Below are 15,398 nucleotides of genomic sequence, written 5' to 3'. Positions count from 1 at the left end.
CGAACACAGAAGTTAAGCTTCTTCACGCCGAGAGTAGTTGGTGGGAAACTGCCTGCGAGGGTAGGTAGCCGCCGCGCTCTTTTTTAATAATCCGGTTTAGCTCAGTTGGTAGAGCGCTTGACTGTTAATCAAGATGTCGTCAGTTCGAATCTGGCAACCGGAGTAATGGAGTGTTGTCCGAGTGGCTGAAGGAGCATGATTGGAAATCATGTATACGGGCTTTAACCTGTATCGAGGGTTCAAATCCCTCACACTCCGTTAACTTGAAAGCGAATAAAGTTTTAAAAAAAGACTTGTCAATTATCAATAAATTTGGTATATTAATATTCGTGCTCGAGAGATCTGGCCCGTTGGTCAAGTGGTTAAGACACCGCCCTTTCACGGCGGTAACATGAGTTCAAATCTCGTACGGGTCATTTATGGAGGATTAGCTCAGCTGGGAGAGCATCTGCCTTACAAGCAGGAGGTCACAGGTTCGAGCCCTGTATCCTCCATAGTTCCTAAAGAGAACCACCATTTAGGTGGTTCTTTTTTTATACCTTAGGAACAAATTGTTAAATTTATCAGATCGGTTCAAGTCCTGATAGGATTCGTTATACGAAGATGCCTTGTAACCGAATAGCTTGTCTATAGGGGGACATTATGGAAAAACGTTTATTTACTTCAGAGTCAGTTTCAGAAGGACATCCAGATAAAATTGCTGATCAAATTTCTGATGCTGTTTTAGATGCCATTTTAAAAGAAGATCCAAATGGTCGTGTTGCTTGTGAAACTATTGTAACTACTGGTATGGTTTTTGTTTTTGGTGAAATCTCCACTTCTGCATATGTTGATATTCAGAGTGTTGTACGCCAAACAATTTTAGATATTGGTTACAATGATCCAAGTCTTGGATTTGATGGTAATAATTGTGCTGTTATGGTTGATATTGATGAACAATCCCCAGATATTGCTGAAGGGGTCGATCATTCTATTGAAACTAGAGATAGCAAAGATTCTGATATCTTGGATAAAATTGGCGCAGGTGATCAGGGGCTAATGTTTGGTTACGCAATTGATGAGACACCTGAATTGATGCCATTGCCAATTTCTTTAGCTCACCGATTAATGAGAAAGGTTGCGGAACTTAGAAAAAATCATATTCTTGACTGGCTTAGACCAGATAGTAAAGCTCAAGTTACTGTTGAATATGACGAAAATGATCAACCTAAGCGAGTAGATACTGTTGTTATTTCTACTCAAACTGATGCTGAAGTTTCAAATGAAGAAATTAAGCGTGCAATGATTGAAGATGTAATTAAAGTAGTTATTCCTGAAAAGTTACTTGATAGCGATACAAGATATTTAATTAATCCATCTGGCCGATTTGTTATTGGAGGTCCTAAGGGAGATTCTGGTTTAACTGGTAGAAAGATAATTGTTGATACATATGGTGGATATGCACGTCATGGTGGTGGTGCTTTTTCTGGTAAAGATGCGACTAAAGTGGATCGTAGTGCTAGTTACGCAGCTAGATATGTTGCCAAAAACATTGTGGCGGCTGGACTTGCCAAAAAATGTGAAGTTCAATTAGCTTATGCCATCGGAGTAGCCCACCCTGTTTCTGTTCGAATTGATACAGAAGGAACTGGTAAAGTAGCAAATGATGTTTTAGTAAAGGCTGTTAGGGCAGTATTCGATTTAAGACCTGCAGGAATTATTGAAATGCTTAATTTAAGACGCCCGATTTACCGTCAAACTGCTGCTTATGGACATTTCGGCAGAACTGATATTGATTTACCTTGGGAAAGAACCGATAAAACCCAAGCTCTTTTAGACTTTATTAAAGAAAATTAGAAGGTCAAATAAATGGGAAAAAGAAGAATTGCGATTGTCACTTTTGCTATCTTTTTGACTACTTTTATGAGTGCAGTTGAGGGGACTATTGTTTCAACTGCTATGCCAACCATTGTTTCTGATTTAGATGGACTAGAAATTATGAACTGGGTTGTTTCAACCTTTTTGTTAATGACTGCAATTTCAACTCCATTATATGGTAAAATGGCTGACCGTTTTGGAAGAAAACCAGTATTTTTATTTGGAATTTTTGTTTTTGTACTTGGCTCTTGTTTATGTGGGCTTTCACAAAATATGCTCCAATTGATTATTTTTAGAGTTGTTCAAGGGTTAGGTTCTGGTGCGATTCAGCCAGTTGCAATTACAATGCTTGCTGACATGTATCCCCTAAATAAACGTGCCAAAATGATAGGTCTAAATTCAAGTTTTTGGGGATTAGCATCAGTAATTGCCCCACTACTTGGAGGATTTATTGTTCAACATCTTACTTGGCATTGGGTATTTTATATTAATTTACCTTTTGGAATTTTGGCATTTTTATTAATTAGCTTCTTCTTTAAAGAAGAAATTACTCCTAAAGAAGGAAAATTGGATCTTCAAGGGACAATTTTTTTAGTTAGCTTTTTATTAGCATTTATGCTCTTTTTACAAGGGCTAAGTGAAAAGTATTCAATCTTAATCTTAGGGATTTTAATAGTTTTAAGTTGTGCATCTTTGGTACTTTTTAAGAAAGCTGAGCAAAAGGCAGCCGATCCACTTATGCCACTTGAAATGTTTAGAAATAAAGAGTTTGTTGCTCAAAATGCAATCACTTTACTTATTATGGGAGTAGTAATAGGCTTAGAGTTTTATTTACCAACGTGGATGCAAGGTATAAATGGATTATCAGCATCTATTGCAGGTTTTGCAGTAACACCTAGTGCGCTTATGTGGGTGGTTGGCTCATTTGTTGTAGGTAATTTAATGACCAAATTAGGTTCTAAAAAGTTAATTGCATATTCAATAGTACTTTTACTTATAGCAAATTTAAGTTTGATAATAATACCAAGATATACTCCATTTTGGGTATTTTGTACTATTACTTTTTTCCATGGTCTAACATTTGGTGCAATTACTACAACTACCCAAGTTAAAAGTCAGGTAATTGTTGGTAAAGAGAATATAGGAGTGGCTACTGCTTTTAATACTCTTATGAAATATTTAGGTCAAACTATTATGGTTTCAATTTATGGAATTGTCTTTAATAGTGTAATGGCTAATAAGTTGGCTCAATATCCCAAATTAAATATGTCGATGATGAATAAGGTGGTTAACTCACAAAAGGTACATCAGTTGGCAAGTAATTTAATACCAGACTTGCGAAATGTTTTACATATCAGCTTGCAGAGTGTTTATATTACGAGTTTTATTGTGATTATATTAGCATTAATAATTAATCAAACTTATAGAGAGAAATAACAAAAAAGGTGTGTGATTTGATTAATCACGCACCTTTTTTTGTTGAGTAATTTTAGTTCTAAATATTAATAATCCTAACAAGAAGAAAGTTATTGCTTCAATAAATCCACCGACTACATCACTTGGATAATGAACGTGGACATAAATACGACTCATTCCAATAATGAAAGGAAGTATTGGGAGAGTGATTAATAATAATCGCTTCAATATACCTTTTTTCATTAACACGATGACAACTACTATCAAAACTAGGCAGATTGACATACTTCCAGCTGAGTGTCCACTAGGAAATGAATAACCAGTTGCCTTTACTAAATGTGGAACTGTTGGACGTGGACGCTGGACAATATGCTTTAATAGCCAATTATTTCCATTAGCAGTTACCATTACAAAAGTACTAAAACTTGCTAATGCATATTTCTTTTTAAAAAGTAAAAATATTACTAAGACTACGGTGTATCCAATGACTACAGGAGTATTAGCTAGAACTGTTAAATGCTTCAAAATAAATAATTCAGTTTTGTTTTGATTAGCAATTAAACTTATAAATAGTTTGTCGAACCCTTTAATAAAACTTGCTTGATAAGCAACACTGAATACCCAAAATACATAAAAAGCACAAGAAAAGAGGGTTAAGATGCTAAAACGAATAAGATTATTTTTTTCTTTCATATCAATATTCACCTTTGTTAAAATTAAGCTTATGTGGTAAATTATAATTATTGTCAATAAGATAATAAAGGGTAAGGAGTAGTAAAAATTAACTGCTTGTTTAGAGAAAAGTCGGTTGGTGAAAGACTTTAAGTAGGATTTTGAACTCGCCTTTTTACGAGCCCGTAGTTTGGTATCGCTTTAAGATACTATTGAGTGTCATGTTTATTCATGGAACTTAGGTGGTACCGCGATGTTTCGTCCTATGATTTTTTCATAGGACTTTTTTATTTAGGAGGTATTTATGTATAACCACAAAGTAGTTGAAAAGAAGTGGCAAAAGTATTGGGCAGAACATAATACTTTTAAAACCGGCACAGATCCAAAGAAGAAAAATTATTATGCCTTGGATATGTTCCCATTTCCATCTGGTAAAGGACTTCACGTAGGTCACCCAGAAGGATATACTGCAACTGATATTGTTTCAAGAATGAAGCGCGCACAAGGCTACAACGTGCTTCACCCAATGGGGTGGGATGCATTTGGGTTGCCAACTGAACAATATGCTTTAAAGACTGGACAAGACCCAGCAGTTGTAACTGATGAAAATATTGCTAACTTTAAGAAACAACTTAATATGTTGGGCTTTTCTTATGATTGGGACCGTGAAGTTAAGACTAGTGATCCTAATTACTATAAGTGGACTCAATGGGTTTTTGAACAAATGTATAAGATGGGACTTGCTTATGAAGCAGAAGTTCCAGTTAACTGGTCTCCAGATTTAGGGACAGTTGTAGCTAACGAAGAAATCGTTGATGGCAAAACTGAACGTGGTGGTTATCCAGTATACCGTCGTAATATGCGCCAATGGATGCTTAAAATGACAGCTTATGCTGATAGACTTTTAGAAGACTTAGATGAGTTAGATTGGCCAGAACCAGTTAAGGAAATGCAAAGAAACTGGATTGGTCGGTCTGAAGGAGCTCAAGTTCGTTTTAAGATTAAAGATAGCGATAAGAACTTTGAAGTATATACTACCCGTCCAGACACTTTATATGGCGTTTGTTACACTGTATTAGCTCCAGAAAATCCACTTGTTAAGGAAATTACCACTCCTGAACAAAAAGCGGCTGTTGAAGCTTATATCAAAGAAGTTGAATCTAAGTCAGATCTTGAAAGAACTGATTTGAACAAGGATAAGACCGGTGTATTTACCGGAGCATTTGCAATTAACCCTGTAAATGGTGAAGAAGTACCAGTTTGGATTGGGGATTATGTTTTAGCAAGCTATGGTACTGGTGCTGTTATGGCAGTTCCAGCTCATGACCAAAGAGATTATGAATTTGCTAAAAAGCATGATTTACCAATTAAACGTGTTATTGAAGGTGGCGACTTGGATAAAGAAGCCTTTGTCGATGATGGTGTACACGTAAATAGTGATATCTTAAATGGCTTGAATATTGAAGATGCTAAGAAGAAGATTATTGCCTACCTTGAAGAACATAACTTAGGTGAAGCTAAAGTTAATTACAAACTTCGTGACTGGGACTTCAGTCGTCAAAGATACTGGGGTGAACCAATTCCAGTAATTCACTGGGAAGATGGTGAAACTACTTTAGTTCCTGAAGATGAGTTACCATTAGTATTGCCACATGCCACTGATATCAAGCCAAGTGGAACTCCGGAAAGTCCTCTTGCTAACTTAACTGATTGGGTAAATGTTGTTGATGAAAATGGTCGAAAAGGTAAGCGCGAAACTAATACTATGCCTAATTGGGCTGGATCTTCATGGTATTACTTACGTTATGTCGATCCACACAACAATGAAAAGTTAGGTGACTATGAATTATTTAAGAAGTGGTTACCAGTTGACTTATACATTGGTGGTGCAGAACATGCTGTGCGTCACTTGTTATACGCTAGATTTTGGCACAAGGTTCTTTATGATTTGGGTGTTGTGCCAACTAAAGAACCATTCCAACGTCTATACAATCAAGGTTTAATCTTGAAAGATCATGATAAGATGAGCAAATCAAAGGGTAACGTTGTTAACCCTGATGAAGTAATTGAAGAATATGGTGCTGATTCACTTAGAACTTACGAAATGTTTATGGGGCCATTAGATGCTTCAATTGATTGGGATGATAATGGTCCAGCTTCAACTAAAAAGTTCTTAGACCGGGTATGGCGTTTATTTGTAAATGATTTAGACTTAGATCCAATTGTTAGCGATAAAGTAGTTGAAGAAAATGATGGCAGTTTAGACAAGATATACAACCAAACTGTTAAGAAAGTTACCGAAGACTTCGAAAGCTTACACTTTAATACTGCTATTTCACAAATGATGGTCTTTGTAAATGAAGCACAAAAGGCTAAAACAATCCCTATGGAATATGCAGAAGGCTTTGTAAAATTGCTTGCACCTGTTGCTCCTCATATGATGGAAGAAATTTGGCAAGTTTTGGGTCACAACGAAAGTATCTCTTATGCTGAATGGCCAAAATTTGATCCAGAAAAATTAGTTGAATCAACAGTTGAAATTATGGTTCAAGTTAACGGTAAGTTACGTGGTAAGTTTTCAGCAGCAAAAGATGCAGCAAAAGATGAACTTGAAAAAGCTGCTATGGCAGATCACCATGTTCAAAAATTCCTTGAAGGTAAGGATGTAAAGAAGGTTATTGTAATTCCAAACAAGATTGTTAATATTGTGGCTAAATAGGTTAATTTTTTCCTAAATAGAGCTAATTCTATTAGATTGTATTTTTTAGATAGTAGAATTAATACATAACATTCTTGAATGGGAAAAAGTATGAAAAATAAAAATATAGAAAATAAAGATTCTCAGGCCCAACTTTTAAAAGGCTCTGCTTGGATGACAGCTGGTTCGATTCTTTCACGAATTTTAGGTGCATTATACATTATTCCTTGGTATGCATGGATGGGGAAAGATGGTAATTTAGCTAATGCCATAACTGCACAAAGCTATAATATTTATAGTTTATTTATAATAGTTTCAACTGCAGGTATTCCTGGTGCAGTTGCCAAGCAAATAGCCAAATATAATGCTTTAAATGAGTATGGCGTATCTCGTAAATTATTTCATCGTGGCTTGCTCTTAATGATTGGCTTTGGAATTGTTTGTGCGGGCTTAATGTTTGGACTGGCTCCAATATTAGCTGGACAAGATCCAAGACAAATTCCTGTGTTAAAAAGCTTATCTTATGCAATATTAATTATTCCTTTAATGAGTATCATGCGTGGGTATTTTCAAGGGTTTAATGATATGATGCCGAGTGCTTTATCGCAGTTTATTGAACAGCTTGCTCGAGTGGCATGGATGCTTATGACTGCATATGTCATTATGAAGATGCAAGACGGAAATTATTTGCGAGCAGTTACCCAATCTAATTTAGCTGCGGCAATTGGTGCGATGTTTGGAATTTTACTTTTGGTTTACTATTATCAAAAGCAAAAAAGAGAAATGGATGATTTGGTTGAAAATTCTAATAATGAACTTCAAGTTTCGACTAATAGCTTATTATTAGAAATAGTACAACAATCTATTCCTTTTATTATTATTGATTCAGGAATTAACATTTTTCAGTTAGTGGATCAATATACATTCCATCCAATCATGGCTAGCTTTGTACATGCTAGTTTTGACCAAATTGAAAGTATGTATGCTTTGTTTGGACTAAATGCTAATAAGCTGATTATGATTATTGTCTCTTTGTCAACAGCAATGGCAGTTACTGCAATACCACTTTTATCAGGTGCTAGAGCAAGAAGAGACTATCAGGATATTCGGAAACAAATTGAAAACACATTAGAGTTATTCTTTTTCTTTATGATTCCATCTGCTTTCGGGATGGCAGCTATTAGTACTCCAATTTATACTATCTTTTATGGTTTTGATCCTGTGGGTAGCAACGTGTTATTCATTGCATCATTTACAGCTATCATTTTAGGACTATTTACTGTTTTGATGGCTGTTCAACAAGGATTATCAGAAAACATACTCGCCATAAAATATTTAGTAGTTGGCTTAATTATTAAATGTATCATCCAATATCCACTTATCCGCTTGTTCCAGATTAATGGGCCATTACTTGCGACTGATTTAGCTTTTATGTTTACAATTTTGCTTTCATTGAAGCATTTAAAAGTAGCCTTTCATTTCAACTTTAAAAGAACGAAGCGTCGCTTTATTGGAATCGTAAGTTTTTCAGCAATAATGTTTATAGTAATTTTTGCTTTACAGTTTATTCTGGGAAGATTCATTCCGGCTGATCGCCGAGTTACTGCAATGATTCTGGTTGGAATTTGTGTTGGAGTTGGAATTCTAGTTTATGCGTTCTTAGCTTTAATTAGCGGATTAGCGCATAGTATTTTAGGACCTAAAATTAGCAAATTAGAAAGAAAATTACATATCAATTACTATAATCCTAAACACTAAAAGCCTGCCTAAGTGCGGGCTTTTTTTGTAAGTTAATAGAAAAGAGTAATTAATGATGAAGAAAATACTAAAGATATTCTACTGTATAGTAGCTTGTTTAACTTTGACGGCTTGCTCTTCAACAAAAAAAGCAGAAAAAAGCGCTAGTAGCGTACCTGCTACAAATGCTAAACAAGCTGATAAAAGAGTAGTTACTTTCTTTTTTCATGGTTGGGGTTCAAGCATTAATGCTGAAAAGCAGATGGTAAATGCGGCTAAAAAAGCTGGTGTTACTAAAGATGTCTTGACTGTAATAGTTGATTCAAATGGAGTAGCTCATATTCAAAATGCTATTTCTAAGCAAGCAAAAAATCCAATTGTAAAAGTTGGATATTTGGATAACGAAAATACTAATTATCATACAGATGCTAAGTATGCTTATGCAGCGATTATGGCTGTACAAAAGCAATATCATTATAAGAAAATGAATTTAGTAGGCCATTCAATGGGAAATATGAGTATTATGTACTTGTTGATGGATTATGGAAAAAGAAAAAGTTTGCCTAAGTTGGAAAAACAGGTAGATATAGCAGGCCATTTCAATGGGATTATTGCCTATGATAAAACCTCTTATACTACCTTGAATCATGATGGTAAGCCTGAACAAATGAATAATATTTACAAGGAATTGCTAAAGATGAGATCTCTATATCCTAAAGGGGTATCAGTTTTAAATATTTATGGTAATTTAAATGATGGAAGTAATTCTGATGGTATAGTATCAAATGTATCTTCACGCTCACTCAAGTATTTAATTGCACCTCATGTTAAATCCTATACAGAAAAAGAAATTTTAGGGAAAATGGGTCAACATAGTAAGCTTCATGAAAATAAACAAGTAGATCAGGTGTTGATTAAGTTTTTATGGAATAAATAATTGATTGCATACTAAAAGGGATGATGTTTTTACGCATCATCCCTTTTACGCATCCTTTAAGCATTCTTTTCAGGTAAAACCTTATTCATAATAATTGCAATAATAGCACCAATTGCTACAGGGGAGTCAAATAAGAACTTTAAAAATTGAGGAAGATGTGTTGTTGCTGAACTAGGTAAGAAAATTAGTGCTAAAGCAAATACAAGTGGGATACCAACAACATACATTTCACGTTCGTTAAAATCATAATTCTTAATAACTCTAAAACCACTTAACATAATAATGATAGTTACAATGGCAAATACGCCACCAATAACAGCAGCTGGAATAGCATTGATTAAAGCGGAGAGTTTTCCAATGAAAGACAGAATAACAAACCAAACACCAGCAAAAACGAACACTTTTCTACTTGCTACTCCAGTAATTGAAATAACACCGGCATTTGTAGAGTAACCAGTAACTGGTGTAGCACCACCAAGTGCTGCTAAAATACAACCTACACCTTCACCAATAACTCCATGGTTAATTTGCTTATCAGAAAGTGGTTCATCAATAACTGAGCTTACTGCAAACCAAGTCCCGGTAGTTTCTGCAAGAAGAACCATATAAATGATTAACATGGTGAGAATTGTGGACCAAGAAAAACTTAAATGATAATTAATAAAGGCAATATGAGGGATGCTAAATAATGGTGCTGAACTAACTGAAGATAAATTTAAAACGCCCATAAATGAAGCAAAAACACAACCAACAAATAAAGCGATAATAACTGAAGCAATTCTGAAGAATTTACCCCATTTTGGTAAATAATCGGAAATCATGGAACAGAAGATTAAGGTAATACCAGTAATAATTGCTAAAGTAATATTTTGACTTAGAGAAGGACCATTTTTTGTCACGGTATAAATATTGTCTTTTAAAGCGGAAGGAATTAAGCTAAGTCCTACAATTGTAATGATTGTTCCACTGACTAGTGGAGGAATAAAAGTTTTAACTATCCACTGGTAAACACCTAAAAAACCAAAAAGAGTAACAATAATAGCACCTACTAAACATGCCCCTAGAACGCTACCCATTTTTCCACTTGTACCTAGATAAATTCCAATTATAGCTCCAATTGGAACAAACGATGGACCTTGACATACTGGAAGTTTCATAAAGAACAACACTTGTACAAGTGTTGCCAATCCTGCACCTAAAAATGTTGATTGAATTAACCCAGAAGCATCGCTACTAGAAAGTGCTAAGCTAGTCGCAATAATAAATGGAGGAACATAAACATCCATTGCTAGGACGTGCTGCAATCCTAAAATAATTGCTTGAGAGGTTGGAACATTTTGATCTGGACCGATGGTTAAATTACCGTTTTTGTTTGCCATTTTTTACTCCTTATAGTTGATTTTGATATACCTTTTTTCCTTGAACAAAAACTGCTTTAATTGATGGTGAATTTGTTAAATATAGTGCTTTTTGCCATAAACTATCTTGATTATCAAAGCCACCATAAGTTGGCAAGGTTGATAAATCAATAACTTGAGCATCAAAAGAATAGTCCTTTTTAAATAATCCTAGTTTTAGTTTTAAAGCTTGACCACCTCCGACTGTTGCGTGCCAAAAGGCTTTAGCGAGAGTGATGCGACTATTTGCTTTACCACGTTTTTCACTAGGTAAGGAACTGTCGACACCATCTTCTAACAATCTTGATACAATGACTGCTTGGCGTAAGTTGTCATAAATACTTGGACTAAATCCTCCAGAAATGTCGGACCCTAAACCGATATTTATTCCTAACCGTTGGAATTTTGCTACAGGTAACACACTATTAGCAAAATAGGCGTTAGAAATTGGACAATGAGCAATTGAGGTACCTGTTTCAGCGAAAATATTTGCTCCAGTGGTATCTAATTTTACACAGTGTGCCATAATACTTCTTGGACCTAATAAGCCAAAGCTTTTAAGCATTTCTGCATCACTTTTTCCAAACCGATTAAAAACATAGCTGTCTTCCCAATCGCTTTCACTACAATGAGATTGAACGTAGTAGTTATGTGTTTGGGCTAATTCTCCTAAATTTTTGAGTGTTGAATCAGTACAACTAGGAATAAAGCGGGGTGTGATGACAGGATAAATTCCTTGCAGGGTATTTTGAGCTAGTTTTTCAACTTCTTTACAAAAATCTTCTGTTTCTAACAAAGCAGCTTGACTACTTTCATCACGATAATAGTCAGGTGTTTGATCGGGATTATCCATTACCACTTTTCCGACAAATGCTCGCTGTCCTTTCTTTGCACAAATTTTTGCTAAGCTAAGACTTGTATTTTTATTAGCTGAGGCAAAATAGAGTGCAGTAGTTGTCCCATGAGCTAAAAGAGTATCAACCAAGTTGTTATAAACTTCTTTTGAAAATTCGGGATTTGAGTATTTAGACTCAAGAGGGAAAGTACAGTTGTCAAGCCAATCATAAAGAGGACTATCAAGCGCCACACCAGCTTGTGGCCATTGTGGGGCATGGATGTGTAAATCTATAAAGCCTGGTAATATCAACTTACTATCATCAAAAGCTATTAATCTTTCTTCCTTTTTTGCTTGTTTAAGCTTTTCTTGATAGGTTGCGTCAGTGGGTTTAAGTAAAAACTGAATGATTCCACTTCTATCTAAACCAATTAATGCATGATTTGTGAACTCCACTTTGCCATATTCGGGAGGATGGCAAATATTTGCTAGTATATATTTGTTTATGTTCATATTTGCTCCTTTTTTTAATAACTTATAGGTGTATTATACATTTAATTTAGGACTAAATACAAACCATTTTTAATTAAAGTAAATATAATATACGTGATTAATGAGGAAGAATCATATTGTAATTTCTTTTCAGTTTGATTACTCAAAAGATTTCCTTGCTATAAATCGGTATAATGGTATATACTGAAACACTTGGCTTTTGGTGGAGGAATAGTAATGAAAAAAGCAAAATTTAAGCTAGATAAAACTTTTATAATTGGATTACTTGCGATAGTAGTTGTTCTAGTTATAGGAACGGTATATATTGTTAAGACTAACGATATATCATCGGAAAATTCGAAGACTTTACAAACGACAAAGGTTAGCAATAACACAAAAAAAGTGGCTCCATCGGCAAAGGATAATGTAAAAAATCAACATTTAATAATTAATGTAGATGATAATGTAGAAAATGTTACGATCAATAATGTAAATACCTTAGTTAATAAAAATAATACTGATTTGAAAAAACTTAATTGCTATCAATTTGGTGTATGTGTTGTAAGTTTTGTAAGTAAAAGTATCCATAATCCTAATTATTTAGCACTTTGGAATAATGCTCTTAAAAACAAGCAATTTAATATTAATCTTGTTTCAAGTAGTAACGGTATCTCAGCTTTTATGAATAAAGGAACTGTCTATAAAGTTAAAGTAGACGATAGAGAAGTGTATTATTCAATAGATAAGAATAAGAATGTGCATTTTTATGATGGATCCAATATGTCATCTCTTATTGAAATTGGCTCAGCTAAATTAGGACAGATTATATTTGTCGTTAATCGACCTCAAAACCAATCAGAAGTAAAACACGTAATTAAATATGTTAACGTAAATAGCACTAATTAATGAATGTCCAATTTTATTTTGCATTTAATAATAGTAAAATATCTATAAAAAATAATAGGACTATTGTTTAGTTCAAGGTGGGACTGGAGGATTTTTTATGACGGATGCGAGAGTAGTAAAAACAAAGCAAAAACTTTATCGGGCAATGGGGGAATTACTTGATGAAAAAAGCTTTGATGAAATTACTGTGATTGATCTAGCTCAACAGGCACATACGACTAGAAAAACCTTTTATAGTCATTATCAAGATAAGATTGAATTAATTGAAGAATACGAAAATCAAATTTTTGATGAACTTTCAAAATTACAGGCCCACTATAAGTTTTTAGATAAAAATTATATTACAACTTACTTTAGACATATTGGTAATCAAGACTTATTATTAAAAGGACTTCTTTCATATAATGGTTCTCTTGAAATTCAAAACCTTTTTAAAGAGGGAATGTATCAAGAGGCGCAAAAGTTATTGTCTTTAAAAATTAAGGATAAGACTAAATTGAATTATGCAGCGTTGATTTTTGCTAATGGCTTATTTGGAGTAACTCAATATTGGCTAATGAATGGCAAAAAAGAAAGTCCAGAAGAAATGGCTGATATTATTATTCATTTAGGGTTGTTACCAGGTGCAATTTTTGAAGAAAATCATCGTAATTAATTTAAAATATTTTGAATTAGTTAAGCTTGTGTTGAGATTTAATACAGAGTCTTATATCATATACTAATAAATTAGTTAAGATAAGCAGCATTGAAGGTTATTTAAATGAATTTTGAGATTATCCCTGTTGAAAAAAGTGAACGAGCGTTACATTATTTAGTAAATTTATCATGTGATGCCTTTAAGGCCACTTTTTCTCCATATTATGATAAAGGAGAAATAGAGGCGTACCTTGATTTAGCTTATAATCCTGCTATTTTGAGGAAGGAGCTTTCATCTGAAAGTTCAAGATTTTACTTTATTGAAGTTGATGGCGAAAAAGCAGGATATTTCAAGGTGAACTGGGATAAATCAGTAACTAATGAAAAGTACCTTCACGATTTTGAACTTCAAAGATTATATTTATTGCCTAAATATCAAAAGCAATGCTTAGGTCAAAAAGCAATGGACTTTGTACTAAATTTGGCTCAAAAACTTGAAAAACAAACAGTCTGGTTAGAAGTTTGGGAAGGAAATAAAGTAGCATTGAATTTCTTTAAAGAAAATAATTTTGTTGCCGTTAGTAATAATGCTTTCCCTTTAGGACACTATGCGCAAACTGTTAAAGTATTAAAAAAAGATTTATAGTCGCTCGTTTGAGCGATTTTTTTATTTGTTATAATAAGGCTATGCAAAGGAGAAAAGAAAATGGATTTTTATTCGCTTGATTATATTCAAAACCAAGAAAGTTTTAATTCGACCTTGATTATGGGATCAATTGTTGTTTCAATTATCCTCCTTATTTGGGCAGTCATTTTTTATTTTCGGCATAACTACGATATAAAATATCGCGATTTTGCAATTATTTTTGGCTTATTTATTTCTATTCAGGTTTTTCGGCAAGTTGAAAATTATAATCAGTCTAGGCAACAAGGTAATAAGACCTCACAAATGGCTCCATTTATTAAATCGGTTGCTAGAGAAAATAACGTTAAAACTAAGAACGTATATGTTAATTCTTCACAACTTGCTGATGGAATTATTGTTAAGATCCAAGATCGTTTTTATCGTGTAACATTATCTTCTGATGCAGCAAGTTATAGTTTGGTTAGAACTCATTTAGTTTCCAAGCAAGTAAAATATCATGATTAGGAGGATAAGATGGACTATACTACAGTTACTTTGAAATTTGCAATCGGTATGCTTTGCCTGATTTTGCAAATTAATTTATTTGGCAAGAAAAATTTAGCACCTTCATCTCCAATTGATCAAATTCAGAATTTTGTTCTTGGTGGAATTATCGGTGGGATTATTTATAACGAATCAATAACTGTAATTCAATTTGTAATTATTTTATTGATTTGGACTTTAATTGTTTTTGTTATTTATGTTTTGAAGGCTCGTTTACGTTTAGCGCGAATTTTAATAGATGGGCAACCGTTTAACATTATCAAAAATGGACAAATTCAAGTAAAAACATGTGTCAAAAATGGTATAACTGCAAATGAAATCATGATGCGCTTACGAGCTAATGGAATTAATGACACTAGCCAAGTGAAAAGCGCTTTTGTTGATGCCAATGGACAATTTGTGGTTATTGAAAATAACGAAAGTAATGTTAAATTCCCAGTAATTAATGATGGGCAAGTAAATCATGATGTTTTGGACTTAATTCATAAAGATGAAAAATGGCTAAATGAGCAGTTGAAACAAAAAGGAATTAATAATGCAGTGGATGTTTATTTAGCTGAATATATTCGAGGGCGTTTACGTATAGTAGGCTACCCTAAATAAAAGGGTCAACCTTTAAAATAAAG

Annotated in this window: 13 protein-coding genes, 4 tRNA genes, 1 rRNA gene, 1 riboswitch and 1 other annotated feature; of the genes, 15 read left to right on the top strand and 3 right to left on the bottom strand. The window is 33.8% G+C overall.

Annotated elements, in window-relative coordinates; all coding sequences use genetic code 11:
* The 7 genes from rrf to ETI37_RS06480 form a co-directional block, all read left to right on the top strand.
* Positions 1–77, top strand: a 5S ribosomal RNA gene (gene rrf, locus ETI37_RS08015); the annotation flags it as partial.
* 13 nt (positions 78–90) lie between these two features.
* Positions 91–163: transfer RNA gene (locus tag ETI37_RS06505), tRNA-Asn, on the top strand.
* Positions 164–167: 4 nt separating this feature from the next.
* Positions 168–258: transfer RNA gene (locus tag ETI37_RS06500), tRNA-Ser, on the top strand.
* Between the two features lie 86 nt (positions 259–344).
* Positions 345–416, top strand: a tRNA-Glu gene (locus ETI37_RS06495).
* A 5-nt stretch (positions 417–421) separates the two neighbouring features.
* A tRNA-Val gene (locus ETI37_RS06490) sits at positions 422–494 on the top strand.
* 72 nt (positions 495–566) lie between these two features.
* Positions 567–645: riboswitch (SMK box riboswitch) on the top strand.
* A complete protein-coding gene (gene metK, locus ETI37_RS06485) occupies positions 643–1,836 on the top strand; it encodes a methionine adenosyltransferase (protein ID WP_006587146.1) in 1,194 nt (397 codons plus the stop codon). (Overlaps the previous riboswitch by 3 nt.)
* A gap of 12 nt (positions 1,837–1,848) precedes the next feature.
* Positions 1,849–3,294: an MDR family MFS transporter gene (locus ETI37_RS06480; RefSeq protein ID WP_006587145.1), complete on the top strand. Its 1,446-nt coding sequence runs from the start codon at positions 1,849–1,851 to the stop codon at positions 3,292–3,294.
* A 21-nt stretch (positions 3,295–3,315) separates the two neighbouring features.
* On the opposite strand, the gene ETI37_RS06475 is transcribed toward ETI37_RS06480, so the two are convergent.
* Entirely contained in the window at positions 3,316–3,966 is a 651-nt protein-coding gene (locus ETI37_RS06475; protein WP_022091285.1) for a phosphatase PAP2 family protein, read from the bottom strand.
* Between the two features lie 64 nt (positions 3,967–4,030).
* Positions 4,031–4,214: a binding site (T-box leader), on the top strand.
* A gap of 35 nt (positions 4,215–4,249) precedes the next feature.
* On the opposite strand from ETI37_RS06475, the gene leuS reads away from it, so the two are divergent.
* The 3 genes from leuS (at position 4,250) to ETI37_RS06460 (ending at position 9,317) form a co-directional block, all read left to right on the top strand.
* Positions 4,250–6,664: a leucine--tRNA ligase gene (leuS, locus tag ETI37_RS06470; RefSeq protein WP_006587143.1), complete on the top strand. Its 2,415-nt coding sequence runs from the start codon at positions 4,250–4,252 to the stop codon at positions 6,662–6,664.
* A 90-nt stretch (positions 6,665–6,754) separates the two neighbouring features.
* Complete coding sequence (locus ETI37_RS06465; protein WP_034535771.1) at positions 6,755–8,401, top strand: putative polysaccharide biosynthesis protein; 1,647 nt, start codon at positions 6,755–6,757, stop codon at positions 8,399–8,401.
* A gap of 55 nt (positions 8,402–8,456) precedes the next feature.
* The gene (locus ETI37_RS06460; RefSeq protein WP_006587497.1) at positions 8,457–9,317 is read left to right on the top strand and encodes an alpha/beta hydrolase; all 861 of its coding nucleotides are present in this window, start codon (positions 8,457–8,459) and stop codon (positions 9,315–9,317) included.
* 56 nt (positions 9,318–9,373) lie between these two features.
* Here ETI37_RS06460 and ETI37_RS06455 read toward each other — a convergent pair whose 3' ends face one another.
* The gene (locus ETI37_RS06455; protein ID WP_006587140.1) at positions 9,374–10,696 is read right to left on the bottom strand and encodes a uracil-xanthine permease family protein; all 1,323 of its coding nucleotides are present in this window, start codon (positions 10,694–10,696) and stop codon (positions 9,374–9,376) included.
* 10 nt (positions 10,697–10,706) lie between these two features.
* On the bottom strand, positions 10,707–12,062 hold the full coding sequence (locus ETI37_RS06450) for an amidohydrolase family protein (protein ID WP_006587139.1): 1,356 nt from the start codon (positions 12,060–12,062) through the stop codon (positions 10,707–10,709).
* 216 nt (positions 12,063–12,278) lie between these two features.
* Here ETI37_RS06450 and ETI37_RS06445 point away from each other — a divergent pair, with 216 nt between their 5' ends.
* From ETI37_RS06445 to ETI37_RS06425, 5 genes are all read left to right on the top strand, one after another.
* Positions 12,279–12,947, top strand: coding sequence for a hypothetical protein (locus ETI37_RS06445; protein WP_022091283.1), 669 nt, complete (start codon positions 12,279–12,281; stop codon positions 12,945–12,947).
* 97 nt (positions 12,948–13,044) lie between these two features.
* A complete protein-coding gene (locus ETI37_RS06440; protein WP_006587137.1) occupies positions 13,045–13,602 on the top strand; it encodes a TetR/AcrR family transcriptional regulator in 558 nt (185 codons plus the stop codon).
* 105 nt (positions 13,603–13,707) lie between these two features.
* On the top strand, positions 13,708–14,229 hold the full coding sequence (locus ETI37_RS06435; protein ID WP_006587136.1) for a GNAT family N-acetyltransferase: 522 nt from the start codon (positions 13,708–13,710) through the stop codon (positions 14,227–14,229).
* Positions 14,230–14,289: 60 nt separating this feature from the next.
* Positions 14,290–14,733 carry a DUF3290 domain-containing protein gene (locus ETI37_RS06430; RefSeq protein ID WP_006587135.1) on the top strand — a complete coding sequence of 148 codons (444 nt, stop codon included), beginning with the start codon at positions 14,290–14,292 and terminating at the stop codon, positions 14,731–14,733.
* A 9-nt stretch (positions 14,734–14,742) separates the two neighbouring features.
* On the top strand, positions 14,743–15,375 hold the full coding sequence (locus ETI37_RS06425; RefSeq protein WP_006587134.1) for a DUF421 domain-containing protein: 633 nt from the start codon (positions 14,743–14,745) through the stop codon (positions 15,373–15,375).
* The last annotated feature ends 23 nt before the right edge of the window (positions 15,376–15,398 follow it).

The organism is Lactobacillus mulieris, from assembly GCF_007095465.1.
Classification (GTDB): Bacteria; Bacillota; Bacilli; order Lactobacillales; family Lactobacillaceae; genus Lactobacillus; species Lactobacillus mulieris.
Note: the sequence above shows the minus strand (reverse complement) of the source record. Positions and strands in the feature narration are given on the sequence as shown.

What these genes read in the sequence shown, in the direction of transcription:
- metK (WP_006587146.1), top strand. Translation starts at nt 643, where the DNA reads ATGGAAAAACGTTTATTTACTTCAGAGTCAGTTTCAGAAGGACATCCA.
- ETI37_RS06480 (WP_006587145.1), top strand. Translation starts at nt 1,849, where the DNA reads ATGGGAAAAAGAAGAATTGCGATTGTCACTTTTGCTATCTTTTTGACT.
- ETI37_RS06475 (WP_022091285.1), bottom strand. Translation starts at nt 3,966, where the DNA reads ATGAAAGAAAAAAATAATCTTATTCGTTTTAGCATCTTAACCCTCTTT.
- leuS (WP_006587143.1), top strand. Translation starts at nt 4,250, where the DNA reads ATGTATAACCACAAAGTAGTTGAAAAGAAGTGGCAAAAGTATTGGGCA.
- ETI37_RS06465 (WP_034535771.1), top strand. Translation starts at nt 6,755, where the DNA reads ATGAAAAATAAAAATATAGAAAATAAAGATTCTCAGGCCCAACTTTTA.
- ETI37_RS06460 (WP_006587497.1), top strand. Translation starts at nt 8,457, where the DNA reads ATGAAGAAAATACTAAAGATATTCTACTGTATAGTAGCTTGTTTAACT.
- ETI37_RS06455 (WP_006587140.1), bottom strand. Translation starts at nt 10,696, where the DNA reads ATGGCAAACAAAAACGGTAATTTAACCATCGGTCCAGATCAAAATGTT.
- ETI37_RS06450 (WP_006587139.1), bottom strand. Translation starts at nt 12,062, where the DNA reads ATGAACATAAACAAATATATACTAGCAAATATTTGCCATCCTCCCGAA.
- ETI37_RS06445 (WP_022091283.1), top strand. Translation starts at nt 12,279, where the DNA reads ATGAAAAAAGCAAAATTTAAGCTAGATAAAACTTTTATAATTGGATTA.
- ETI37_RS06440 (WP_006587137.1), top strand. Translation starts at nt 13,045, where the DNA reads ATGACGGATGCGAGAGTAGTAAAAACAAAGCAAAAACTTTATCGGGCA.
- ETI37_RS06435 (WP_006587136.1), top strand. Translation starts at nt 13,708, where the DNA reads ATGAATTTTGAGATTATCCCTGTTGAAAAAAGTGAACGAGCGTTACAT.
- ETI37_RS06430 (WP_006587135.1), top strand. Translation starts at nt 14,290, where the DNA reads ATGGATTTTTATTCGCTTGATTATATTCAAAACCAAGAAAGTTTTAAT.
- ETI37_RS06425 (WP_006587134.1), top strand. Translation starts at nt 14,743, where the DNA reads ATGGACTATACTACAGTTACTTTGAAATTTGCAATCGGTATGCTTTGC.